Raw genomic sequence first — 21,834 nt, 5'->3', positions numbered from 1 at the left:
CCCGCCGGACGCACGCCCGACCCCACCGCGGCGCGAGGACTGTCAGTGCCCAGGCATATCCTGACCTTTCAGTGGCCATCGGCTGACGAAGGAGTCCGAAGGTGCCGTCGATGCTCGATGCCGTCGTGGTGGGTGCGGGGCCGAACGGACTGACGGCCGCCGTGGAGCTGGCCCGGCGCGGCTTCTCCGTGGCCGTCTTCGAGGCCCGCGACACCGTGGGCGGGGGAGCCCGCACCGAGGAGCTGACCCTCCCCGGCTTCCGTCACGACCCGTGCTCCGCCGCGCACCCCCTCGGCATCAACTCACCGGCGTTCCGGGCGATGCCCCTGGAGCGGCACGGCTTGGAATGGCTGCACCCAGAGCTGCCCATGGCGCACCCCTTCACCGACGGCACCGCCGCCGTGCTGGCCCGGTCGGTCGCCGAGACGGCCGCGTCGTTCGGGCCACGCGACGCAGGCACGTACCGCCGACTGGTCGAGCCCTTCCTGCCCAGGTGGGACACCCTGGCCCGGGACTTCATGTCCCTGCCGCTCACCTCGCTGCCCCGGGACCCGGTGACCCTCGCCCGCTTCGGCCTCGTCGGCATCCCCCCGTCGACCTGGCTGACCCGCCGGTTCCGGGACGAGCGCGCCAGGACGCTGTTCGCCGGACTCGTGGCCCACGTCATGGCCCCGCTGAACGGCATTCTGACCGGCGGCATCGGCCTGGTCTTCGCACTGGCCGCGCACGCCCGCGGCTGGCCGGTGGCCCGCGGCGGCTCCCAGTCGATCTCCGACGCCCTCGCCTCGTATCTGAAGGACCTCGGCGGCACCGTCCACACCGACTACGAGGTCAAGCGCCTCGACGACCTGCCGCCCGCCCGCGCCTACGTCTTCGACACCTCGCCCACCGCACTGGCCCGTATCGCGGGCTTCGGCGGGTACTACGAGGGCTTTCGGTACGGCCCCGCGGTCTTCAAGATCGACTATGCGCTGGACGGCCCGGTGCCGTGGACCGCGCCGGAGGCCCGCGTCGCCGGCACCGTGCAGATCGGGGCGGACAGCGCGGAGATCGGCGCCGCCCTGCGTGCCGCGTCCCGGGAGGGCAGGGCACCGGACAGGCCGTTCATGATCACGGTCCAGCCCGGTGTCGTCGACCCCACCCGGGCCCCGGCCGGGAAGCAGGTCTTCTGGGCCTACGGCCATGTGCCGAGCGGCTGGACCGGCGACCTCACCGACGCCATCGAGCGCCAACTGGAGCGGTTCGCACCGGGATTCCGCGACCGGGTCCTCGCCCGCGCGACCGCGGGCCCGCCCGAGCTCGCCGCCCGCAACGCCAACTATGTCGGCGGCGACATCGCCTCCGGCGCCGTCTCCGGACTCCAGACGCTGCTGCGCCCCAAGCTCTCCCTGTTCCCGTACAGCACCCCGCACCCGGCCGTCTTCATCTGCTCGTCGTCGACCCCGCCGGGACCCGGAGTGCACGGCATGTCGGGGCACAACGCGGCGAAGGCCGTCTGGAGGAGGCTGCGGCAGACATGACCACCATCACGCTCGTCCAGGGCGACATCACCCGGCAGACCGCCGACGCGATCGTCAACGCCGCGAACTCCTCCCTGCTCGGCGGAGGCGGTGTCGACGGTGCCATCCACCGGCGCGGCGGCCCCGCGATCCTGGAGGAGTGCCGGGAGCTGCGCGCCTCGCAGTACGGAAAGGGCCTGCCCACCGGCCGGGCGGTCGCCACGACAGCGGGCGAACTCGACGCACGCTGGGTGATCCACACCGTCGGCCCGGTGCACAGCGGTACCGAGGACCGCTCCGACCTGCTCGCCTCCTGCTACCGGGAATCGCTGCGTGTGGCCGACGAGTTGGGCGCCCGTACCGTCGCGTTCCCGGCCGTCTCCACCGGCGTCTACCACTGGCCGATGGAGGACGCCGCCCGGATCGCGGTGCAGACGGTACGGGCGGCACAGTCGTCGGTCGAGGAGGTCAGGTTCGTCCTCTTCGACGAGCGGGCGTATCAGGCGTTCACAGCTCAGGTCGGATGACGGACGAGCGCGTGCCTAGGACCGGCCGACCAGATCCAGCGCGATATCGGTGATCATGTCCTCCTGGCCGCCGACCATGCCCCGTCGGCCGACCTCTACCAGAATGCTCCGGGTGTCCAGGCCGTACCGGGCGGCGGCCGTCTCGGCGTGCCGCAGGAAGCTGGAGTAGACGCCCGCGTAGCCGAGGCTGAGCGTCTCGCGGTCCACCCGCACCTCACGGTCCTGAAGCGGTCGTACGAGGTCGTCGGCGGCGTCCATGAGCGGGAAGAGGTCGCAGCCGTGCGCCCAGCCCATCAGATCGGCCACGGCGACGAACGCCTCCAGCGGACAGTTCCCCGCGCCCGCACCCTGCCCCGCGAGGGAGGCGTCGACGCGGACGGCGCCGTTCTCGACGGCGACGACGGTGTTGGCGACCCCCAGGGCGAGGTTGTGGTGGGCGTGGATGCCGAGCCCGGTCGCCGGGTCGAGGACGTCCCGGTAGGCGCGGAAGCGGTCGCGGACCCCGTCCATGGTGAGGCGGCCGCCGGAGTCGGTGACGTACACGCACTGTGCGCCGTACGACTCCATCAGCTTGGCCTGCCGGGCGAGTTCGGCCGGTTCGGCCATGTGCGACATCATCAGGAACCCGGCGACGTCCATGCCCAGCTCCCGCGCGGCGGCGATGTGCTGTGCGGAGATGTCCGCCTCGGTGCAGTGGGTGGCGATGCGCACCGAACGGATACCGAGCGAGTGGGCCTGCTTGAGGTCGTGGACCGTGCCGATGCCGGGCAGCAGCAGGGTCGTGGGGATCGCGTGGTGTACGACGCCGGTGACGGCCTCGATCCACTCCCAGTCGGTGTGGGCGCCGACGCCGTAGTTGATGCTGGAGCCGGCCAGACCGTCGCCGTGCGCGATCTCGATGGCCGCCACTCCGGCGGCGTCCAGGGCGGCGGCGATGGAGCGGGCCTGCTCGACGGTGTAGCGGTGGCGGATGGCATGCATGCCGTCCCGCAGGGTGACGTCCTGGACGTACAGCGTGGTCACTTGACGGCCTCCGTGACGTGCGCGGCCATGCGTTCCGCGGTGCGCAGCGCGGCCGAGGTCATGATGTCGAGGTTTCCGGCGTAGGCCGGGAGGTAGTGGGCGGCGCCCTCGACCTCGAGGAAGACGGACACCTTCAGGGGCTCGTCCACCCCGGTGGCGAGGGTGCGCAGGGGATCGTCGGCGGCCACCTTCTCGTACTGCACCTTCTGCTTGAGCCGGTAGCCGGGCACGTACGCCTGGACGCGGGCGACCATGTCCTCGATCGACGCCGTGACCGCCTCGGTGGCGCAGTCGGAGACCAGACAGTGCACGGTGTCCCGCATGATCAGCGGGGGCTCGGCCGGGTTGAGGACGATGATCGCCTTGCCGCGGGCGGCGCCGCCGACCTTCTCGATGGCGGCGGAGGTGGTCTCGGTGAACTCGTCGATGTTCGCCCGGGTGCCGGGACCGGCGGAGCGGGAGGAGATGGAGGCGACGATCTCGCCGTAGTGGACCGGGGTGACCGCCCCCACCGCGGCGACGATCGGGATGGTGGCCTGGCCGCCGCAGGTGACCATGTTGACGTTCGGGGCGTCGAGGTGGGCGTCGCCGTTGACCGGTGGGACCACGTAGGGGCCGAGGGCCGCCGGGGTGAGGTCGACGAGGGTGCGGCCCAGCGGGCGCAGGACGTCCTCGTGGTGGCGGTGGGCGCCGGCCGAGGTCGCGTCGAAGACGAACTCGACGTCGGCGAACTCGTCCAGTCCGACGAGCCCTTCGACGCCCTTGTGCGTGGTGGTGACCTTCAGCCGGCGGGCGCGGGCCAGGCCGTCGGAGTCCGGGTCGATGCCGGCCAGCGCGGCGATTTCGAGGCTCTCCGACAGCCGCAGGACCTTGATCATGAGGTCGGTGCCGATGTTGCCGGAGCCGATGATGGCGATCTTCGTGCTCACTCGGAGTCTCCGTTCGTGGCGAAGGCGACCCGCACGGAGCCCAGCTCCGAGATCCGGGCCTCGAACGCGTCGCCGGGAGCGGCCGGGACCATCGGACCCAGGGCCCCGGTCAGCACGAGGTCACCCGCACGCAGCGGATCGCCCCGCTCGGCGAGGGCCGAGGCCAGCCAGACGGCCGCGTTGAGGGGGCTGCCCAGGCAGTCGGCGCCGGTGCCCTCGGAGACGGTCTCGCCACCGCGGGTCATGGTCATCGTCACGGCGCGGAGGTCGACGCCGGCGAGCGGCACGGGCCGGCCACCCAGGACGTACAGACCGCAGGAGGCGTTGTCGGCGACGGTGTCGACGAGGGAGATGTCCCAGCCGGTGACGCGGCTGTCGACGAGCTCCAGCGCGGGCAGGGCGAAGTCCACCGCGCGCAGCACGTCCACGACCGTGCACGCGCGGTGCGGCAGATCGCGGCCGAGGACGAGCGCGACCTCGGCCTCCACCTTGGGCTGGAGCAGCCGGCCGGCGGGCACCTCGCCGCCGTCGGCCACCGCCATGTCCGCGAACAGTGCCCCGAAGTCCGGCTGGTCCACGCCGAGTTGGCGCTGCACGGCCGGCGAGGTCAGGCCGATCTTGCGGCCGACGACACGGCGCCCGGCGTCCAGGCCGCGGCGTACGTTGAGCTGCTGTACGGCGTAGGCCGACTCCAGATCGTCGACCAGTGTCCGCACCGGCGGGCAGGTGACCCCGGTGCGGGTGGCCTCCGCCAGCGCGTCGGCGGCCTTGACCACGGCCGGGGGAGCGGCGTCGGGCTCGGTCGGCATGGGTTGCCTCCTGGGGAGCGAGCGTGCGTTCCCCACCGGTATAGACAGCGCCCGTGCCGGAGGACAAACTTTGTTCCGTGACACGGAACAGCGCGGGCGGCAACATGCTGGAGAAGGCCGCCGTCATCCTCGACTGCTTCACTCCGAGCGGTGGACCGTTCCGCCTGTCGGAACTCTCCGAGCTCGCGGGCCTGCCCAAGCCGACGGTGCACCGGCTCGCGGCCGACCTGGTCGGGCTCGGCTGGCTGGAGCGCACGGGCCACCAGTACCGGCTCGGCGCGAAGCTGTTCGAGCTCGGCTCACTGGTGCCGCGCCGGCGTGACCTGCGGGAGACGGCCCTGCCGTTCCTCCAGGACCTGTTCGAGGCCACCCGCGAGACCGTCCACCTCGGTGTCCGGGAGGGCATGGAGGTGGTCTACCTGGAGCGCATCCACGGCCACGAAGCCCTGCACCTGCCCTCACGCATCGGTGGCAGCCTGCCCCTGACCTGCACCGGCGTGGGCAAGGCCCTGCTCGCGTTCTCCGGCGCCGAGCTGACCGAGGAGGTCCTGTCCCGGCCGCTGCCGAGCCTCACGCCCCACTCGATCACCGACCCGGCCCGGCTGCGCATGACCCTGGAGAAGACCCAGGTGTCGGGCCTGGCCTACGAGGAGCAGGAGGCAGCACTCGGGGTGAGCTGCATCGCGGCCCCCGTCTTCGCCGGGGACGCCACGGTCGCCGCCCTCTCCGTGGCCGTACCCCGGACCCGGTTCAGCCCCGCCCAGCTGGCCCCCGCGGTGCGGACGGCGGCACTGGGCCTGTCCCGTGTGCTGCGCGGAGGCGGCTGACCGCGCGGGGCCGTATCGATCTGCGGCTCCGCCGCGTGGTCCCGGCGCTTCCCGCGGAGCGCTTACGTGCCGAGCGCCGGGCGCCCCAAAGGGGCGCGGGGAACTGCGCGATCAACCCCCACCGGCCCGCAGAAGACGTACCTCACCGGCCCGCAGAAGACGTACCTCACCGCCGCGGAGCGCCTACGCGCCGAACACCTTCAGAATCCGTTCCGCCGCCAGCGTCGCCGTCAACTCCCCGTCCCGCACCTGCTGTTCGAGGCCGGGCGCAAGCGAGCGTACCGCCGGATCGGCGTGCAGCCGGCCCAGCAGTTCGTCGCGGACCATGCTCCAGGTCCAGCCGACCTGCTGGTCACGTCGCTTGGCGGCCAGACCGCCGGTCGAGTCGAGGAGGGTGCGGTGCTGTTCGAGGCGCTCCCAGACGGTGTCCAGGCCGGTCGTCTCGCGGGCGCTGCAATGCAGGACGGGCGGTGTCCACGCGGCGTCCTTGCCGTGCATCAGCCGCAGGGCGCCGGACAGTTCACGCGCCGCCGCGCGGGCGTCGCGTTCGTGCGGCCCGTCCGCCTTGTTCACGGCGATCACGTCGGCCAGCTCCAGCACACCCTTCTTGATGCCCTGCAACTGGTCGCCGGTGCGGGCCAGCGTGAGCAGCAGGAAGGAGTCGACCATGTCCGCCACCGCGGTCTCCGACTGACCGACGCCCACCGTCTCCACGAGCACCACGTCGTAGCCCGCGGCCTCCATCACCACCATGGACTCGCGCGTCGCCTTGGCGACCCCGCCGAGCGTGCCCGCGCTGGGGGAGGGACGGACGAAGGCCGCGGGATCCACGGCCAGGCGTTCCATCCTGGTCTTGTCGCCGAGGATCGACCCGCCCGTACGGCTGGACGACGGGTCGACGGCCAGCACCGCGACCCGGTGACCCAGAGACGTCAGCATCGTCCCGAACGCGTCGATGAACGTCGACTTCCCCACGCCGGGCACCCCGCTGATGCCGATCCGCCGCGCGTTCCCGCTGTGCGGGAGCAGCTCGGTCAGCAACTCCTGCGCCATAGCGCGGTGCCCGGGGCGGGTGGACTCGACGAGCGTGATGGCGCGCGCGACGAGTGCCCGCTTCCCGTCGAGCACGCCCTTCACATACGTGTCGAGATCGATCACTGCTCGTGCCCGAGGTCGGCCGACAGCCGCTCGACGAGGTCGTAGGCCGCGTCCGGGATCACCGTCCCGGGCGGGAACACGGCCGTCGCCCCCATCTCCAGCAGGGTCGGCACGTCCTGCGGCGGGATCACCCCGCCGACGACGATCATGATGTCCTCCCGGCCCTCCGCCGCCAGCTCCTCGCGCAGCGCCGGTACGAGGGTGAGGTGCCCGGCGGCCAGCGACGAGACGCCCACGATGTGCACGTCCGCCTCCACCGCCTGGCGGGCCACCTCGCCGGGCGTCTGGAACAGCGGGCCGACGTCGACGTCGAAGCCGAGGTCGGCGAAGGCGGTCGCGATCACCTTCTGGCCGCGGTCGTGGCCGTCCTGGCCCATCTTGGCGACCAGGATGCGCGGCCGGCGGCCCTCGGCCTCCTCGAAGGCGTCGACGAGGGTGCGGGTGCGGTCGACGGACGGGGAGGAGCCGGCTTCGTTGCGGTACACGCCGGAGATCGTACGGATCTGGCTCGCGTGCCGTCCGTACACCTTCTCCAGGGCGTCGGAGATCTCCCCGACGGTCGCCTTGGCGCGGGCCGCGTTCACCGCCAGCTCCAGCAGGTTGCCCTCACCGGCCGCCGCCCGGGTCAGCGCGTCCAGCGTGTCCTGGCAGGCGATCTCGTCGCGCTCCGCCCGCAGCCGCCGCAGCTTCTCGATCTGCTGGGTGCGCACGGAGGAATTGTCGACCTTGAGCACGTCGATCTGCTCGTCGGTGTCGACCCGGTACTTGTTCACGCCGATGACCGGCTGGCGCCCGGAGTCGATCCGAGCCTGCGTCCGCGCCGCCGCCTCCTCCACGCGCAGCTTCGGGATGCCCGCGTCGATGGCCTGCGCCATGCCGCCCGCCTGCTCGACCTCCTGGATGTGCTGCCAGGCACGGGCGGCGAGGTCGTACGTCAGCTTCTCCACGTAGGCGCTGCCGCCCCAGGGGTCGATCACCCGCGTCGTGCCCGACTCCTGCTGGATCAACAGCTGCGTGTTGCGGGCGATGCGCGCCGAGAAGTCGGTGGGCAGGGCGAGCGCCTCGTCGAGGGCGTTGGTGTGCAGCGACTGCGTGTGGCCCTGGGTCGCCGCCATCGCCTCCACGCAGGTACGCGTGACGTTGTTGAACACGTCCTGAGCGGTCAGCGACCAGCCCGAGGTCTGCGAATGAGTGCGCAGGGAAAGGGACTTGGAGTTCTTCGGCTCGAACTGGGACACCAGCTTCGCCCACAGCAGCCGCGCCGCGCGCAGCTTGGCGACCTCCATGAAGAAGTTCATGCCGATCGCCCAGAAGAAGGAGAGCCGCGGCGCGAAAGCGTCCACGTCGAGCCCCGCCTCCCGGCCCGCCCGGATGTACTCCACACCGTCGGCGAGGGTGTACGCCAGCTCCAGGTCGGCCGTCGCGCCCGCCTCCTGGATGTGGTAGCCGGAGATGGAGATCGAGTTGTAGCGCGGCATCCGCTGCGAGGTGAAGGCGAAGATGTCGGAGATGATCCGCATCGACGGCTTCGGCGGATAGATATAGGTGTTGCGGACCATGAACTCCTTGAGGATGTCGTTCTGAATGGTCCCCGCCAGCTTCTCCGGCGGCACGCCCTGCTCCTCCGCCGCCACGATGTACAGCGCCAGGACGGGCAGCACGGCGCCGTTCATCGTCATCGACACGGTCATCTTGTCCAGCGGGATGCCGTCGAACAGCTGACGCATGTCGTAGATCGAGTCGATGGCCACGCCCGCCATGCCGACGTCACCGGTCACCCGCGGGTGATCGCTGTCGTAACCGCGATGCGTGGGCAGGTCGAAGGCGACCGAGAGGCCCTTCTGGCCGGCCGCCAGGTTGCGTCGGTAGAAAGCGTTCGACTCCTCCGCGGTGGAGAACCCCGCGTACTGACGGATCGTCCACGGCTGGTTGACGTACATCGTCGGGTACGGGCCGCGCAGATACGGCGCCATGCCCGGGTACGTCGAGAGGAAGTCGAGACCTTCCAGGTCGCGGCCGGTGTAGAGCGGCTTGACCGCGATGCCCTCCGGGGTCTCCCAGAACGCCCCGTCGCTCCCCGCGGCCTTACGCCACTCGTCGGCGCCGACGTCGGTCCTCGGCTCCCCGAGTTCGATCCCGGTGAAGTCGGGGATTCCCATCAGGACACTCCCATGCGGTCGAGGGTGGCGGTCAGCACGGCTACGGCGTCGCAGCCCGCGAAGATGTGGTCGTCGACGTCGGTGTACTGCGCGGGCCTGCCCGCGAGGAACACATGGCGGGCGCCCGCCGTCTTCAGTGCCTGCGCGGTGTCCGCGGCCCGCTCCTCGTACAGCGTGTCGCTGGAGCAGAGGCAGGCCTCGGTGGCGCCGCTCTCTTCGAAGGTGCCCTCCGTGACGGGTTCGATGCCGCCCGCCTGGAAGAGGTTCGCGGCGAAGGTGAGGCGCGCGGTGTGGGCGGCGGCGGGGCCGAGCGCGGCCAGGAAGATCCGCGGCCGGGCGCCGGCCCTGGCGAGGTGGGCGTCGGAGCGGGCGCGCAGGGCCTCGTAGGTCTCGTCGCGGCGGACGCGGGGGAGTCCGCCGGACGGCGGCTGGGGCGCGGGCGCGCGCTCCACCGGCTTCTCGGCGAGGTGCGGGAACTCGCTGACGCCGGTGACGGGTTCACGCCGCTGGGCGAGCTTCGCGGTGCGCGCCTCCCAGGTCTCGGCGAGCCGCTCGCCGAGCCGGCCCGAGCGCAGCGCGGCAGCCTGGCCGCCGATCTGCTCCAGCCACCGGAAGAACTCCCAGCCGGCGTGGGCGAGTTCGTCGGTGAGCCGCTCCACGTACCAGGAGCCGCCCGCCGGGTCGATCACCCGGGCCAGGTGGGACTCCTCGATGAGGATCGTCGAGGTGTTGCGGGCGATGCGCCGGGCGAACCCGTCCGGCAGGCCGATCACATGGTCGAAGGGCAGCACGGTCACGGAGTCGGCGCCGCCCACCCCGGCGGCCAGCGTGGCGATCGTCGTGCGCAGCATGTTCACCCACGGGTCGCGGCGCGACATCATCACCGGCGAGGTCACGACGTGCTGCACCTGGGCGCCCGCGGCGTCGGCAGCGCCGGACACCTCGGCGACCCGCGCCCACAGCCGCCGTGCGGCGCGCAGCTTGGCGATGGTCAGGAACTGGTCGGCGGTGGCCGCGTAGCGGAACTCCAGCTGGGCGCAGGCCTGTTCGACGGTGAGCCCGGCCTCGGTCAGCTCCCGCAGGTAGGCGACCCCGGTCGCGAGCGAGGCGCCCAGCTCCTGCGCGGCCGAGCCGCCGGCCTCGTGGTAGGGCAGCGCGTCCACGGTCAGCGACCGCAGCCCCGGGTACTCCTCGGCGCAGCGCCGGGCCAGTCCCGCCGCGGGCGCGAAGTCGAGCCGCTGCCCGGTCCGGGCCTCGTACCCGAGCGGGTCGGCCCCGAGGTTGCCGCGCGCCGCGTCACGGGCGACGCCCCGCTCCTCGTACAGCCGCAGCAGCTCACCTGCCGCGTTCTCGGTGTCCCGCCCGGCATCCAGGACGATGGGCGCCAGATCGAGGTAAACGCCTTCGAGTGCCTGGCCGAGCGCTGAGACAGGGAAACCGTCTTCACCGACGACCAGCCAGAGGGAGGTGACACCGTTTTCCAGGTCGGCGAGGACGAGGTCGCCCGCGGCCGTCGCGTGCCGCTGGCGTACGTCCCAGCCCCCGGCGGTGTTGCCCTCCGGGCGGCTGCCTCGCACAAAGGGGGAGAAACCGGGGAAACCGGTTTCGGGGGCGGCATCGAGCGCGGTGTACAGGGGCCGGGTGCGCAGCCCGTCCTCCAGCGCGGTGGACAGGGCGTCCTCGGCGGCGGCACCGGAGACCTCCTTGCCCGACTTGCGCAGGACGCCCTCCACGAGGTGCTGCCACTGCTCATGGGTCGCGGCGGGGAACTCGGCGGCCAACGAGAGCCCGTCATTGGGCAGGACTGTCATGCTCGGATGCTAGGCGAGCGCGCTTGAGCAGCAGCAGAGCCGAAGGCTGTGACCTTGCCCTCGCCGCTTCTGTGACCGGCGCCTCACCGCTTGGAGGGTGCCATCGCGGCGAGTTCGCCGGGGGTACGGGGGCCCGCTGCCGTATCGGTCAACAGCCCCTGGGCGAAGAGTACTTGAGCTGCCGCGATGCCCCACGGCAGCCGTAGCCCGGACTGCTGGAGGAGGTCGGTCCGGGCCAGCATCTCGGATGCGGGACCGGTGCGTACTCCGGACGGGGTGAGCAGCGCCGTGTCGTCGGCCCAGCGCAGGGCGAGATCCACGTCGTGCGTCGCCATCACCACCGTCGTGCCGCCGGCGCGAAGGCCGTCGAGGGTGGCGAGCAGCCGCTCCTGTCCGTCGGGGTCGAGCCCGGCGGTCGGCTCGTCCAGGATCAGCACCCGGGGCCGCATCGCCACCGCGCCCGCGATCGCCGTCCGCTTGCGCTGGCCGTAGGAGAGCAGATGTGTGGGCCGGTCGGCCAGATCGGCGATGTCCAGCGCTGCGAGGGCCTCGTCGACGCGCGCCCGCACCTGAGGGTCGGGCAGCCCCAGGTTCAGCGGGCCGAAGGACACGTCCTGCGCGACGGACGCGGCGAACAGCTGATCGTCCGGGTCCTGCACCACCAGCTGGACGGTGGTCCGCAGCCGGGTCAGGCCCTTCCGGTCGTACGACACCCGCTTCCCGTCGAGCGTCAACTCCCCGGCGCGCGGCCGCAGTCCGCCGCTCAGCAGCCGCATCAGCGTGGTCTTGCCGGTGCCGTTGCGACCGAGCAGCGCGAGGGCCCGCCCGTCCCGCACCTCGAAGTCGAGCCCACTGAGCACGGCCGGACCGTCCTCGTAGGCGAAGGACACGCCCCGCAGGGCGACGAGGGCGGCGTCGCTCATGACAGCGGCCTTTCCAGTACGAGGGTGAGGGCGGCCAGCGTCGCGAGGAGGAGCGTGCTGGCGACCGTGAAGCGGACGGAGACCCGGGCTTCGGGGACGAGGACGCGCAGGGTGCCGTCGTAGCCGCGCCCGGCGAGCCCGGCCTGGAGTCGGGTCGCCCGGTCGAATGCCCGTACGAACGCGGTCGCGCCGAGCCCGGCCAGGGACCGCCAGGCGGCGGCTCGCGTGGTGTGCCCGAGCCGCGCGGCCTGTGCCTCCCGGATCCGGCGCATGGAGTCCAGCAGCAGGAAGCTCATGCGGTACGTCACCAGCGCCACGTCGACGACCGGCGCGGGCACGCCGGCCTTCACCAGACGGGGCAGCAGGTCGGACATGGGTGTGGTGAACGCGAAGAGCAGCACGCCGAGCGAGGCGGCCGAGGTGCGCAGCAGCAGTTCCCCGGCGCGCACATGTCCCTCGTCGGCGAGGGACACGAACCCGTCCGGGCCGCCGACCTGCACCAGCAGGGTGGCAGCGCCGGTCACGCAGAAGCCCAGCGGGACGCGGTAGGCACGCCACAGCTTGCGACCGGGCACGCCCGCCGGGCCCAGCAGCACGGCGAGCGCGGTGGCCAGGACCAGGGCCGCGCCCGGCCAGGGCGGCAGCGAGATCGCCAGCACGGTGAGGCCGAGCCCGAGCACGGCCTTGTCCACGGGGTGACGGCGGCGCCAGCGACTGCTGTGCGCCGCCGCGTCGATGGGCAGCACTCAGACCTGCTCGTCGGCCGTGCTCTCGGCCCCCCGCGGCTCCAGTGCCCGCTGCTCGCCCTGCCGCCGCCCGCGCCGCAGGCCGAAGTAGTAGGCGAGGACACCGGCGCCGAGGGCCGCCTGCAAGGCGAACAACGCCGACTCGATCTCGCCGGACGGCGGCTCGTACAGGGGCGAGAACCAGGGCTCGTAGTCCGGCTTGATCTCGGTGATCGCCGTTTCCGCCTCGGCGTCGGCGCCCGTGAACGGCTCCTCCTTGTGGTCGCCGAGGCCGAGGACCAGCGGCAGCACCGCGAGCGCGGCCACGGCGAGCAGCAACAGGGAGTTGATCTTCGCGTTCCGGCTCATCGGGCCACCGCCTCGGCGTCGGCCTTCTTGCTGAGCAGCACGCCGAGCCGGGTCAGCTCACCCTTGCTGGACTGCACGAGCAGCCGCATCACCAGCACCGTGAGCAGTCCCTCGCTCACCGCGAGCGGGATCTGCGTGACCGCGAAGATGGACCCGAACTTGCCGAGCGCACCCAGGAAACCGCTGCTCGGGTCGGGGAAGGCGAGCGCCAGCTGGACGCTGGTGACGCAGTAGGTGGACAGGTCGGCGACGAACGCGCCGAAGAAGACCGCCACCATCAGCGGCACGTCGTAGCGCCGCAGCACCTTGTAGACGGCGTATCCCGCCCAGGGCCCGATGATCGCCATCGAGAACACGTTGGCGCCGAGCGTGGTCAGGCCGCCGTGGGCGAGCAGCAGCGCCTGGAAGAGCAGGGTGATGGTGCCCAGCACCGCCATGATCGGCGGCCGGAACAGGATGGCGCCCAGGCCGGTGCCGGTCGGATGGGAGCAACTCCCGGTCACCGAGGGCAGTTTGAGGGCCGACAGAACGAACGTGAAGGCTCCGGAGGCGCCGAGGAGCAGGGTGCTCTCCGGGTGCTCTTTGACCTCACGGGTGAGTGACCGGACTCCGTGGACGACAAATGGCGCCGACGCGACGCTCCAGGCGACCGCGTGCGCCGGAGGCAGAAAACCCTCGGCTATGTGCATGGCTCAGCAGACCCTCTCCAGCACCTCGTGGATGGTTGACGTGCCCTGGCCGGTCTCCTGGCTGACGGGTACCACCGCCCGTGCTCCGCCTTCCCGGGTCCGAGGACCCAGTGGCTGCCCTTGGGCCCTGCCGTCGAACTCCCGTCCCGCCGTGCAGGCGGACGACGAGCATTTGACGGCAGGGCCCAAGGGCCGGAGCCGGACTTCCCGATTCACAGTGGCGAGGGCCGCACCGGCATCACACCGGATTTCCCGTTCACCAAGGCGTGGTGACAGTAGTGGGCCCCCGGGGGTGGTGACAAGCCGTGCATGGGGGCGCACAGGGGGAGTGAACAGCGCTAACGGCCGTCGCCGCCGGGCTCCGGCAGTCCCGGCCCCGCACACCGTACGTCCGTATCGGGCACCTTCCCGCCCACGAGATACGCGGCCACCGTGCCGTCCACGCAGGTGTTGCCGCGGCTGGCGAACACGCCGTGCGAGTAGTCGTCGGCGAGGGTGATCAGACGCGAGCCGGGCAGCACCTTGCCCAGTTCGCGGGCCCCCTCGATCGGAGTGACCGCGTCGTGCGCGGAGGCGACCAGCAGCACCGGCGGGGCGTCGGGGCCGCCGAGCGGGGTCCGCCGGGCGGGCCGGTACGGCCAGTAGGCGCAGGTGGACGCCTCCATGCCGGTCAGGACCGGCTGGGAGTCGATACGGCGGGTGCGGCGGATGTCCGCCAGGATGCGGTCCGGCGTCGGCGCGGGGCCGTCGGCGCACTTGACGATGCGGTTGGCCGCCTCGTAGTTGCGCGAATCGGCGCTGTCGAACGCCGTGCCGGGCCGAAGCCCGTCCGTGGTCCGGTCGTTGAGGTAGTTCCGCATCCCGTCGGCGAGAGTCGTCCAGCGTTCGGTGCGGCCGAGCGCGCGGTAGACGGCACGGTCGAACTCGGACGCCCCGAAGCCGTCCACGGGTGCGGCGCCGAGCCCTCGGCGCACCCGTAGAGCGGCCCGGCGTATGTCGTCGGCGTCCGAGCCCAGGCCGAAGCGGTCGGCATGGGCCGCGGCCCACTCGAAGAACGTGTCCCGCTGCCGCAGCAGCGCCCGGCTCTGGAGCACGTCGAACGCGTACCAGTCCCACGGCCCGACCACACTGTCCAGCACCATCCGCCCGACCCGCCGCGGGAACAGCGCCGCATAGGCCGCGCCGAGATGGCTGCCGTACGACACCCCGAGGAAGCTCGTCCTCGGCTCGCCGAGCGCGGCGCGGACGGCGTCCATGTCGTACGCCGTCCGCTCGGTGGACAGATACGGCAGGACGTCGCCCGCGCCCGTCGCGCAGTCGTGGGCCATGTCCCGCAGCGAGGCGAGGTAGGCCCGTTCCGCCGTCGGACTCGCCGGCACGGGATCCGCGCCCGGACTGTCGAACAGGCCGCCCATGTCGCCGCAGCCGACCGGTGAGCTCCGGCCGACGCCGCGCGGGTCGAAGCCGATGACGTCGTACGAACGCCGCACGCTCTCCGGGAGTTTGGCGCGCTTGGTCACCGCGTAGGGGAGCCCGGAGCCGCCCGGCCCGCCGGGGTTCACCAGCAGGATGCCGCGTCGCTCGGCCGGCGTGCCGGAGGCGGGGACGCGGGAGACGGCGATGGTCAGACGCGGTCCCTCCGGGTGGTGCCGGTCGAGCGGGACGTCGATCCGACCGCACTCCACGCGGTCGGGTGCGGGCGGGCGTGGGACGGAGTCGGGGCAGTCGCCGAAACGGACGGCCGGTGCCGGGGGTGCGGCCGCGGCGGGAGCGGGTGCGGGGAGCAGCGCGAGGGCGCACAGAATCACCGCGGAGCGGGTGTGAACGGACAAAAGGAACCTCAAGGTGATGTTGTTCTGTCAGATGACAATGAAAATGATTATCGATAACGTGGCCGAGTCAAGTCCGGCCCTCCTCCCGTCCGAGGGGGTTCCGGGCTGCCCTGACGTCTGAAATACCCGTAGGGAAAAGGGGAGTTGTGGCTCATCTGCTGATGGTCGAGAGCTGGGTCGGTGCCATGAGCCGACTGCTGCCGAGAGCGATCCGGGAGAGCGGGCACGAGTTCACGTTCCTCACCCGTGACCTGCATCACTACCTCCGGTCGGCGCCGGAGGGGACCGCGCATCCGCTGCTCGGCGCCCGTCATGTGATCACCGCCGACACGAACGACCTCGGCGCCCTGCTGCCGGAGATCGAGCGGCTGCACACGGCGCTCGGCTTCGACGGGGTGCTGACGTCCTGCGACTACTACCTCCCGGCCGTGGCACGCATCGCCGGACACCTCGGACTGCCCGGTCCCGGCCCCGAGGCGGTGGAGAACGCCTGCCGCAAGGACGCCACCCGCCGCGTTCTCGCCGACGCGGGCCTGCCGCAGCCGCGCTTCGCCGTGCACGAGGAGTGGGCGGACATCGCGCGGGCCGCGGGGGAGATCGGCTACCCGCTGGTGGTCAAGCCCGTCGACCTGTGTGCGGGTATGTATGTCCGGCGGGTCGACGACGAGGCGCAACTGGCCGCCGCCGTACGGGCGTTGGGCGACTTCCCGGTCAATGCGCGCGGGCAGCGCCGGGCGCCCGTCGTCCTGCTCGAAGAGCTGCTGGACGGGCCCGAGGTGAGCGTCGAAACCGTTTCCCACGCGGGTGCGGTCCATGTGGTCGGCGTGACCGACAAGAGCGTCGGCGGCGCCCCCGCCTTCATCGAGACCGGCCATATGTTCCCGGCCGCGCTGACGTCCGCCGACAACGAGGCCGCCGAGCAGACCGCGCTGGGCGCCCTGAAGGCCCTTGACCTGACGGACGGCGTCGTCGCCCACACCGAGATCAAGCTCACCAGTGCCGGCCCGCGCGTCGTCGAGGTCAACCCGCGCCCCGCCGGAAACCGCATCACCGAACTCGTGCGCCACGTCACCGGCATCGACCTCGCCGCCGCCTTCGTCGAAGTCGCCCTGGGCCGCGCACCCGACCTGCGCCGCACCGACACCGGCCTGCGCAGCGCCGCCATCGGCTTCCTGGTCCCGCACACCGCCGGGACGCTCGAAGCGCTGGACGGCTCCGAACTCCCTGATGTACCCGGTGTGTTGGAGGTACAGCTCGCCGAGCCGGGCAAGGCCGTGAAGGCGGCGGGCAGCAACAACGAATACCTCGGACACGTCATGGCAGGCGACACCGACGGGCCCGGCGCCCGCGACCGCGTCGAGGCACTGCTGGCCGACCTGCGGGCGGGACTGGTGATCCGATGACCACGACCGAGACCGCCACCACCGGGTCCGCTGCCGCCGGGACTGCCGCGACTGGGACCGCCACCCTCGGGTCCGCCACGACCGGGTCCGCTGCCGCCGGGACCGCGACCGCTGAGTCCGCCACGACTGGGACCGCCGCCACAGGGTCCGCCGCCGCCGGGACTGCCACGACCGGGACCGCCGCCCCCGAGTCCGCCGCCCCCGAGTCCGCCACCCCCGAGTCCGCCACGCCCCTGCTCGACGACCTCACACTCCGCGTCCGGGCCGGCGCACTCGGCCCGGACCCCGCGTCCCGTCGCATCGCCGTCGCGTTCACCACCTGTCAGGCCGTACGGCACGACGGGCGCGGCAGCGGATACCGCAACGAGGTGCTCAGCCTGCGTCTCGCGGAGGCCGTGGGCTCGTGCGCCGTCGAACCCGGCGCGCTGCCCGACGGCGCGCTCGACGACTGCGTCGGCGCGGACGTGGCCCGACTCCTGGAGCATCCGCTGCTCCCGGTGCGCGTGGCCGCGCTGGACGCCTACCTCATGCACATCGCCCCGCACTCCCCGGACAACGGGGCGTGTCCCGTCCCGCTGCCCGCCGGAACCTCGTTGGAGAAGTCCCGGGCCAGGGCGCGGTCCGTCGTCGAGCTGCTCGATCTGCGGCCGGGCGCGACGGTGCTGGTGGTCGGTGTGGTCAACTCCCTGCTGGAGGCGCTGCGTTCGCGCGGGCTCGGCTATGTGCCGTGCGATCTCAAGGGTGGCGAGACCGAGTTCGGCGAGCCGGTCGTCGGCGATGCGCTCGCCGCGGCCGACCGCTGTGACGCGCTGCTCGTGTCCGGGATGACCCTGGGCAACGGCTCCTTCGAACCGCTCCGGCGGCACGCCGTCCGGCACGGCAAGCAGCTGGTGATGTTCGCGCAGACCGGCAGCGCCGTCCTGCCCCGCTTCCTCGCGCACGGGGTGAGCGCCGTGTGCGCGGAGCCGTACCCCTTCTTCTGGCTGGACGGCGGGCCCGGAGTGATCCACCGGTACCGCGGGGGCGTGCGATGACCGCCACCGCCGTACGGGCCGTCGCCCGCCCGGAGTTGCTCGACCTGCTCGGCCGCACGCCGACCGTCCGCATCACCGCCGACCTGCCCGGACCCCACCCCGGCTTCTGGGCCAAGCTCGAAGGGCTCGCGGCGGGCGGGATGAAGGCACGGGCGGCCGTGTCGATGCTGCTCGGCGCCCGCGAGCGCGGCGAACTACGGCCCGGCACACCGGTCGTGGAGTCCACGTCGGGCACGCTCGGCGTCGGCCTGGCCTTCGCCGGTCAGGCGCTCGGCCACCCGGTGGTGCTGGTCGGCGACAGCGAACTGGAGCCGTCCATGCGGCAGTTGCTGCGCGCCCACGGCGTACGGCTGGAGATCGTGGACCGCCCGGCACCCCGGGGCGGCTGGCAGGCCGCACGTCTCGCCCGGCTGCGGGAGCTGTGCGCGGTCCTGCCCGACGCGTACTGGCCGGACCAGTACAACAACCCCGACAACACCTCCGGCTACGCCACCCTGGCCGCCGAACTCGCCGTCCAGCTGGACCACTTGGACGTCCTGGTGTGCAGCGTCGGCACCGGCGGGCACAGCGCGGGCGTCATCGGCCCGCTGCGCCGCCACTGGCCCGCCCTGCGGCTGATCGGCGTCGACGCGACCGGCTCCACCATCTTCGGCCAGCCCGCCCGACCGAGGCTGATGCGCGGCCTTGGCAGCAGCATCCATCCGCGCAACGTCGCCTACGACGCCTTCGACGAGGTGCACTGGGTCGGCCCCGCCGAGGCCGTGGACAGCTGCCGGCGGCTCGCCCGGGGCAGCTTCGTCAGCGGCGGCTGGAGCACCGGCGCGGTCGCGCTCGTCGCCGCCTGGGCGGCCCGCGTCCACCCCGGGGCGGTCGTCGCCACCGTCTTCCCCGACGGCCCGCACCGCTATCTCGGCACCGTCTACGACGACGACTTCACCACCGCGCACGGCATCGACCCGTCCACCGCCGCCACCCGGCCGGTCGAGATCCCGCATCCGCGCGCCGCCGAGGCGACCGGCTGGGCCCGCTGCACCCGCGTGACCGATCCGCTCGACTCCCCGAAAGAAGCCCTGTGAAGGCCACCCGGCGCACCGTACGTCTCCACCTGACCGAGCCGCTGCGCATCTCCCGCTCCACCATGTCCGCACGCGACGCCGTGTGGCTGACGATCGAACACGAGGGCCTGTACGGCCATGGAGAAGCCGTCACCAGCGTGTACTGCGGGCTCGACGCCCACACCCTCGAACGGCACTTCGCGGCCGTCGACCTCAACCGCTTCAGCGGCCCGGAGAGCGCCCTGGAGGACCTGCGGGAGGGGTGGGACATCCCCCCGGCCGTCGCCGCCGCCGTGGAGGCCGCGCTCCTCGACCTGGTCGGCAAGCGCGCGGGAAGCCCCGTCCATCGTCTCCTCGGCGTCCCCGCCGCGCCGGTCGCCGCCACCGCCCGCACCCTCGGCATCACCTCGCTCGCGCATGCCGCGGCAGAGGCCCGGCGTCTCGCCGCGCGTGGCTTCGAGGTCATCAAGGTCAAGGCGGGTACGCCCGACCCCGAGGACGACGTCGAGCGCGTACGCGTCATCCGCGACGCCGCACCCACCGTACGGCTGCTGCTCGACCCCAACGGCGCCTGGAGCGTGCCCCAGGCCAAGGCGCTCCTGCCGCGCTACGCGGACCTCGGCGTCGAAGCCGTCGAGCAGCCCCTCGCGCCGGGTGACCCCGAGGCGTTGGGCAGGCTGGCCGAACGCTCACCGCTGCCCGTCATCGCCGACGAGGATGCCGTGAGCCTCGAAGACGCCCGCCGTCTCGCCGGACGCGTCCACGGTGTCAACGTCAAGCTCGCCAAGTGCGGCGGCGTCCACGCGGCCCTGCGTATCGCCGAGTCGATCGAGGGCAGCGGCACGGAGTTGATGCTCGGCTGCCTCACCGCCAGCACCCTCGGCCTCGCCCCCGCCGTCCACCTGGCCGACCGCGCCCGCTGGGCCGACCTCGACGGGCATCTGCTGCTCGCCCACGACCCGTGGACCGGGATCGGCGGCGACGACGGCCTCGTACGCGCCCCCGACCTGCCGGGGCTCGGCGTCGAGGAGGTGGCCGCCCGTGCGAACGTGGCATGAGATACGTCAATTCCCGCTCGCCGTCCGCCTGTTGCTGGTGAACCAGCTGGGCGTCAACACCGGCTTCTATCTGCTCATCCCGTACCTGGCCACCCACCTCACCGAGAACCTGGGCATGTCGGCGGCCGTCGTCGGCATCGTCCTCGGCGTCCGCAACCTCAGCCAGCAGGGCCTGTTCATCATCGGCGGCTCCGCCTCCGACCGGCTCGGTGCGCGCGGCGTGATCATCGCCGGGTGCGCGCTGCGGACCGTCGGGTTCGCGCTGTTCGCGCTCGGCGACGGGCTGCCGGTGCTGCTGGCCGCCTCCGTGCTCAGCGGGCTCGCGGGCGCGCTGTTCAACCCGGCCGTGCGCGCCTATCTCGCGCAGGAGGCGGGGGAGCGAAAGGCGGAGGCGTTCGCGCTGTTCAACGTGTTCGCGACCACCGGCGCCCTGATCGGCCCCCTCCTCGGCAGCGCCCTGCTCCTGGTCGACTTCCGTACCTCCGCGCTCACCGCCGCCGGGATCTTCGCGGCCCTCACCGTGGCCCAGGCGCTGGTGCTGCCCGCGCGGAAGGGGGAGCCGAGCAGGGGCGGGGTCCTCGCGGACTGGCGTGAAGTCATGGACAACCGCGCCTTCCTGGCCTTCGCGCTCGCCATGGTCGGCATGTTCACCCTGGAGAACCAGCTCTACCTGCTGCTGCCCGAAGGAGCCCGGCAGGCGACCGGCTGGGACGGCGCGGCGGGGCTCGTCTTCCTCGTCGGTACGGTGTCCAACCTCGCGCTCCAGCTCCGTATCACGCGGTCGCTCAAGTCCCGTGGCGACAGGGCGCGTTGGATCGCGGCCGGGCTCGCCCTGATGGGGCTCGCGTTCCTGCCCCCGGCCTTCGCGACGCAGCACACCGGTCTGCTCGCCGCCCTCCCCGTGCTCCTCGGCACGCTCCTCCTCTACCTCGGCGTCATGATCGCCTCGCCCTTCGTCATGGAGCTGATCCCCGGCTTCGGCCGCCCCGAGCTGACCGGCACCTACTTCGGGATCTTCTACGTCGTCTCGGGCATCGCGGCGGCCGTCGGGAACACCGTCGTCGGCTGGGCCATGGACACGGGGGAGCGACTTCCGTGGCTGTGCTGCGCCCTCTTCGGGCTGGCCTCGGCGGGCGGGGTCGCCTGGCTGCACCGGCGGGGCGCGCTGCCGGCGGTCCCGGCTCCGGTCGCCGAGCGGAGCACCGTATGACCGGCGGCAACCTCCTCACCGACCACCCCGAGCTGTACGAAGCCCGTTTCCCCGACCCCGACCGGCTCGCCGGACGCTGGGCGGAGGACTGTCTGCGGCGGTACGGCGCCGGGCCCCGCGTGCTCGACATGGGCTGCGGCACCGGCCGCGACGCCGCCCGTCTGCACGAGGCCGGCCGGACGGTCACGGGCGCCGACCTCTCCGAGGCGATGCTCGCGCACGCCCGTGCCCGGCATCCGGGGCCCACCTATGTACAGGCCGACCTGCACGGCTTCGACGTGGGCGTGTTCGACGCGGTCGTCTGCCTGGACAGCTCGCTGCTGTACTGCCACACCAACGACCAGCTCGACGGCTTCCTGGCCTCCTGCCGCCGGGCCCTCACCCCGGGCGGGCTGCTCGTCGCGGAGATGCGCAACGGCGCCTACTTCCTGGGCCGCACCGACCTCCTCGACACCCCCAGGGTGAACGCCTTCACCTGGCAGGGCACCGGCTACCGGTCCACCACCACCCTGTCCGTCGACCGCACCGCCCAACTCCTGCGCCGTATCCGGGTATGGACGTCGGACGACGGCGCCCCGCCCGTCGAGCAGCGCTCCGCCTGGCGGCTGCTGCTCCCGCTGGAGCTGCGCCACTTCCTGGCCGCCCACGGGTTCGACCTCCTCGACCTGCACGACGGCCCCGGACCGCGCACCGAACCGCCCTGGTGCGAGGGCGAGTTGCCCGGTTCGAGCACCGACGCCGACCGGCTGCACGTCGTAGCGCGTCTGAACCCGCCCACCCACCACACCATCTGA

The 21,834-nt window shown here is 72.5% G+C and carries 20 protein-coding genes and 1 riboswitch; of the genes, 9 read left to right on the top strand and 11 right to left on the bottom strand.

Features of this window, described 5'->3' with window-relative positions:
• Window positions 1–110: 110 nt before the first annotated feature.
• Together ACIHFB_RS17625 and ACIHFB_RS17620 are read left to right on the top strand one after the other, a co-directional pair.
• Complete coding sequence (locus tag ACIHFB_RS17625; protein WP_365273935.1) at window positions 111–1,520, top strand: NAD(P)/FAD-dependent oxidoreductase; 1,410 nt, start codon at window positions 111–113, stop codon at window positions 1,518–1,520.
• Complete coding sequence (locus tag ACIHFB_RS17620; protein WP_365273932.1) at window positions 1,517–2,026, top strand: O-acetyl-ADP-ribose deacetylase; 510 nt, start codon at window positions 1,517–1,519, stop codon at window positions 2,024–2,026. Before ACIHFB_RS17625 ends, ACIHFB_RS17620 begins: the two co-directional genes overlap by 4 nt.
• Before the next feature lie 15 nt (window positions 2,027–2,041).
• On the opposite strand, the gene dmpG is transcribed toward ACIHFB_RS17620, so the two are convergent.
• From dmpG to mhpD, 3 genes are read right to left on the bottom strand one after another with little or no spacing between them, the layout of a single operon-like run.
• Complete coding sequence (dmpG, locus tag ACIHFB_RS17615; RefSeq protein WP_365273929.1) at window positions 2,042–3,049, bottom strand: 4-hydroxy-2-oxovalerate aldolase; 1,008 nt, start codon at window positions 3,047–3,049, stop codon at window positions 2,042–2,044.
• Window positions 3,046–3,978: an acetaldehyde dehydrogenase (acetylating) gene (locus ACIHFB_RS17610; protein WP_365273926.1), complete on the bottom strand. Its 933-nt coding sequence runs from the start codon at window positions 3,976–3,978 to the stop codon at window positions 3,046–3,048. The genes dmpG and ACIHFB_RS17610 overlap by 4 nt, the downstream gene beginning before the upstream one ends.
• Window positions 3,975–4,787 (bottom strand): 2-keto-4-pentenoate hydratase, encoded by an 813-nt coding sequence (mhpD, locus tag ACIHFB_RS17605; RefSeq protein WP_365273923.1) that lies wholly within the window; start codon window positions 4,785–4,787, stop codon window positions 3,975–3,977. Before mhpD ends, ACIHFB_RS17610 begins: the two co-directional genes overlap by 4 nt.
• A 104-nt stretch (window positions 4,788–4,891) precedes the next feature.
• Between mhpD and ACIHFB_RS17600 the strand changes: the two genes are divergently transcribed.
• Entirely contained in the window at window positions 4,892–5,614 is a 723-nt protein-coding gene (locus ACIHFB_RS17600; protein ID WP_365275094.1) for an IclR family transcriptional regulator, read from the top strand.
• 183 nt (window positions 5,615–5,797) lie between these two features.
• On the opposite strand, the gene meaB is transcribed toward ACIHFB_RS17600, so the two are convergent.
• From meaB to ACIHFB_RS17560, 8 genes are all read right to left on the bottom strand, one after another.
• Window positions 5,798–6,772, bottom strand: coding sequence for a methylmalonyl Co-A mutase-associated GTPase MeaB (meaB, locus tag ACIHFB_RS17595; protein WP_400127266.1), 975 nt, complete (start codon window positions 6,770–6,772; stop codon window positions 5,798–5,800).
• Window positions 6,769–8,931 (bottom strand): methylmalonyl-CoA mutase, encoded by a 2,163-nt coding sequence (gene scpA / locus ACIHFB_RS17590; RefSeq protein ID WP_365273917.1) that lies wholly within the window; start codon window positions 8,929–8,931, stop codon window positions 6,769–6,771. The genes meaB and scpA overlap by 4 nt, the downstream gene beginning before the upstream one ends.
• Window positions 8,931–10,742, bottom strand: a complete 1,812-nt coding sequence (locus tag ACIHFB_RS17585; protein ID WP_400127265.1) for a methylmalonyl-CoA mutase family protein — start codon at window positions 10,740–10,742, stop codon at window positions 8,931–8,933. Before ACIHFB_RS17585 ends, scpA begins: the two co-directional genes overlap by 1 nt.
• An 83-nt stretch (window positions 10,743–10,825) precedes the next feature.
• The gene (locus ACIHFB_RS17580; protein ID WP_400127264.1) at window positions 10,826–11,665 is read right to left on the bottom strand and encodes an energy-coupling factor ABC transporter ATP-binding protein; all 840 of its coding nucleotides are present in this window, start codon (window positions 11,663–11,665) and stop codon (window positions 10,826–10,828) included.
• Window positions 11,662–12,411: a cobalt ECF transporter T component CbiQ gene (gene cbiQ / locus ACIHFB_RS17575; RefSeq protein WP_365273908.1), complete on the bottom strand. Its 750-nt coding sequence runs from the start codon at window positions 12,409–12,411 to the stop codon at window positions 11,662–11,664. Before cbiQ ends, ACIHFB_RS17580 begins: the two co-directional genes overlap by 4 nt.
• Window positions 12,412–12,759, bottom strand: coding sequence for an energy-coupling factor ABC transporter substrate-binding protein (locus ACIHFB_RS17570; protein ID WP_365273905.1), 348 nt, complete (start codon window positions 12,757–12,759; stop codon window positions 12,412–12,414).
• A complete protein-coding gene (locus tag ACIHFB_RS17565; RefSeq protein WP_400127263.1) occupies window positions 12,756–13,448 on the bottom strand; it encodes an energy-coupling factor ABC transporter permease in 693 nt (230 codons plus the stop codon). Before ACIHFB_RS17565 ends, ACIHFB_RS17570 begins: the two co-directional genes overlap by 4 nt.
• A gap of 29 nt (window positions 13,449–13,477) precedes the next feature.
• A riboswitch (cobalamin riboswitch) is annotated at window positions 13,478–13,727 on the bottom strand.
• A gap of 59 nt (window positions 13,728–13,786) precedes the next feature.
• Complete coding sequence (locus ACIHFB_RS17560) at window positions 13,787–15,280, bottom strand: alpha/beta hydrolase (protein ID WP_400127262.1); 1,494 nt, start codon at window positions 15,278–15,280, stop codon at window positions 13,787–13,789.
• A gap of 146 nt (window positions 15,281–15,426) precedes the next feature.
• On the opposite strand from ACIHFB_RS17560, the gene ACIHFB_RS17555 reads away from it, so the two are divergent.
• The 6 genes from ACIHFB_RS17555 to ACIHFB_RS17530 are packed head-to-tail and all read left to right on the top strand — an operon-like array spanning window position 15,427 to window position 21,834.
• Window positions 15,427–16,683, top strand: a complete 1,257-nt coding sequence (locus ACIHFB_RS17555; protein WP_400127261.1) for an ATP-grasp domain-containing protein — start codon at window positions 15,427–15,429, stop codon at window positions 16,681–16,683.
• A complete protein-coding gene (locus ACIHFB_RS17550; protein WP_400127260.1) occupies window positions 16,680–17,717 on the top strand; it encodes a Rossmann-like domain-containing protein in 1,038 nt (345 codons plus the stop codon). The genes ACIHFB_RS17555 and ACIHFB_RS17550 overlap by 4 nt, the downstream gene beginning before the upstream one ends.
• Window positions 17,714–18,793 carry a PLP-dependent cysteine synthase family protein gene (locus tag ACIHFB_RS17545; protein ID WP_400127259.1) on the top strand — a complete coding sequence of 360 codons (1,080 nt, stop codon included), beginning with the start codon at window positions 17,714–17,716 and terminating at the stop codon, window positions 18,791–18,793. The genes ACIHFB_RS17550 and ACIHFB_RS17545 overlap by 4 nt, the downstream gene beginning before the upstream one ends.
• A complete protein-coding gene (locus ACIHFB_RS17540; protein WP_400127258.1) occupies window positions 18,790–19,830 on the top strand; it encodes a mandelate racemase/muconate lactonizing enzyme family protein in 1,041 nt (346 codons plus the stop codon). The genes ACIHFB_RS17545 and ACIHFB_RS17540 overlap by 4 nt, the downstream gene beginning before the upstream one ends.
• Window positions 19,814–21,040 carry an MFS transporter gene (locus tag ACIHFB_RS17535; RefSeq protein ID WP_365273888.1) on the top strand — a complete coding sequence of 409 codons (1,227 nt, stop codon included), beginning with the start codon at window positions 19,814–19,816 and terminating at the stop codon, window positions 21,038–21,040. The genes ACIHFB_RS17540 and ACIHFB_RS17535 overlap by 17 nt, the downstream gene beginning before the upstream one ends.
• Window positions 21,037–21,834, top strand: coding sequence for a class I SAM-dependent methyltransferase (locus tag ACIHFB_RS17530; protein ID WP_365273885.1), 798 nt, complete (start codon window positions 21,037–21,039; stop codon window positions 21,832–21,834). Before ACIHFB_RS17535 ends, ACIHFB_RS17530 begins: the two co-directional genes overlap by 4 nt.

Source organism: Streptomyces sp. NPDC051963, assembly GCF_044593495.1.
GTDB lineage: Bacteria > Actinomycetota > Actinomycetes > Streptomycetales > Streptomycetaceae > Streptomyces.
This window is presented reverse-complemented; position numbering and strand designations above follow the sequence as displayed.

Bases quoted from the DNA above. Each gene is read 5' to 3' on its own strand.
- ACIHFB_RS17625 (WP_365273935.1), top strand. From the start codon at position 111: ATGCTCGATGCCGTCGTGGTGGGTGCGGGGCCGAACGGACTGACGGCC.
- ACIHFB_RS17620 (WP_365273932.1), top strand. From the start codon at position 1,517: ATGACCACCATCACGCTCGTCCAGGGCGACATCACCCGGCAGACCGCC.
- mhpD (WP_365273923.1), bottom strand. From the start codon at position 4,787: ATGCCGACCGAGCCCGACGCCGCTCCCCCGGCCGTGGTCAAGGCCGCC.
- ACIHFB_RS17600 (WP_365275094.1), top strand. From the start codon at position 4,892: ATGCTGGAGAAGGCCGCCGTCATCCTCGACTGCTTCACTCCGAGCGGT.
- scpA (WP_365273917.1), bottom strand. From the start codon at position 8,931: ATGGGAATCCCCGACTTCACCGGGATCGAACTCGGGGAGCCGAGGACC.
- ACIHFB_RS17585 (WP_400127265.1), bottom strand. From the start codon at position 10,742: ATGACAGTCCTGCCCAATGACGGGCTCTCGTTGGCCGCCGAGTTCCCC.
- ACIHFB_RS17580 (WP_400127264.1), bottom strand. From the start codon at position 11,665: ATGAGCGACGCCGCCCTCGTCGCCCTGCGGGGCGTGTCCTTCGCCTAC.
- ACIHFB_RS17570 (WP_365273905.1), bottom strand. From the start codon at position 12,759: ATGAGCCGGAACGCGAAGATCAACTCCCTGTTGCTGCTCGCCGTGGCC.
- ACIHFB_RS17565 (WP_400127263.1), bottom strand. From the start codon at position 13,448: ATGCACATAGCCGAGGGTTTTCTGCCTCCGGCGCACGCGGTCGCCTGG.
- ACIHFB_RS17550 (WP_400127260.1), top strand. From the start codon at position 16,680: ATGACCACGACCGAGACCGCCACCACCGGGTCCGCTGCCGCCGGGACT.
- ACIHFB_RS17545 (WP_400127259.1), top strand. From the start codon at position 17,714: ATGACCGCCACCGCCGTACGGGCCGTCGCCCGCCCGGAGTTGCTCGAC.
- ACIHFB_RS17530 (WP_365273885.1), top strand. From the start codon at position 21,037: ATGACCGGCGGCAACCTCCTCACCGACCACCCCGAGCTGTACGAAGCC.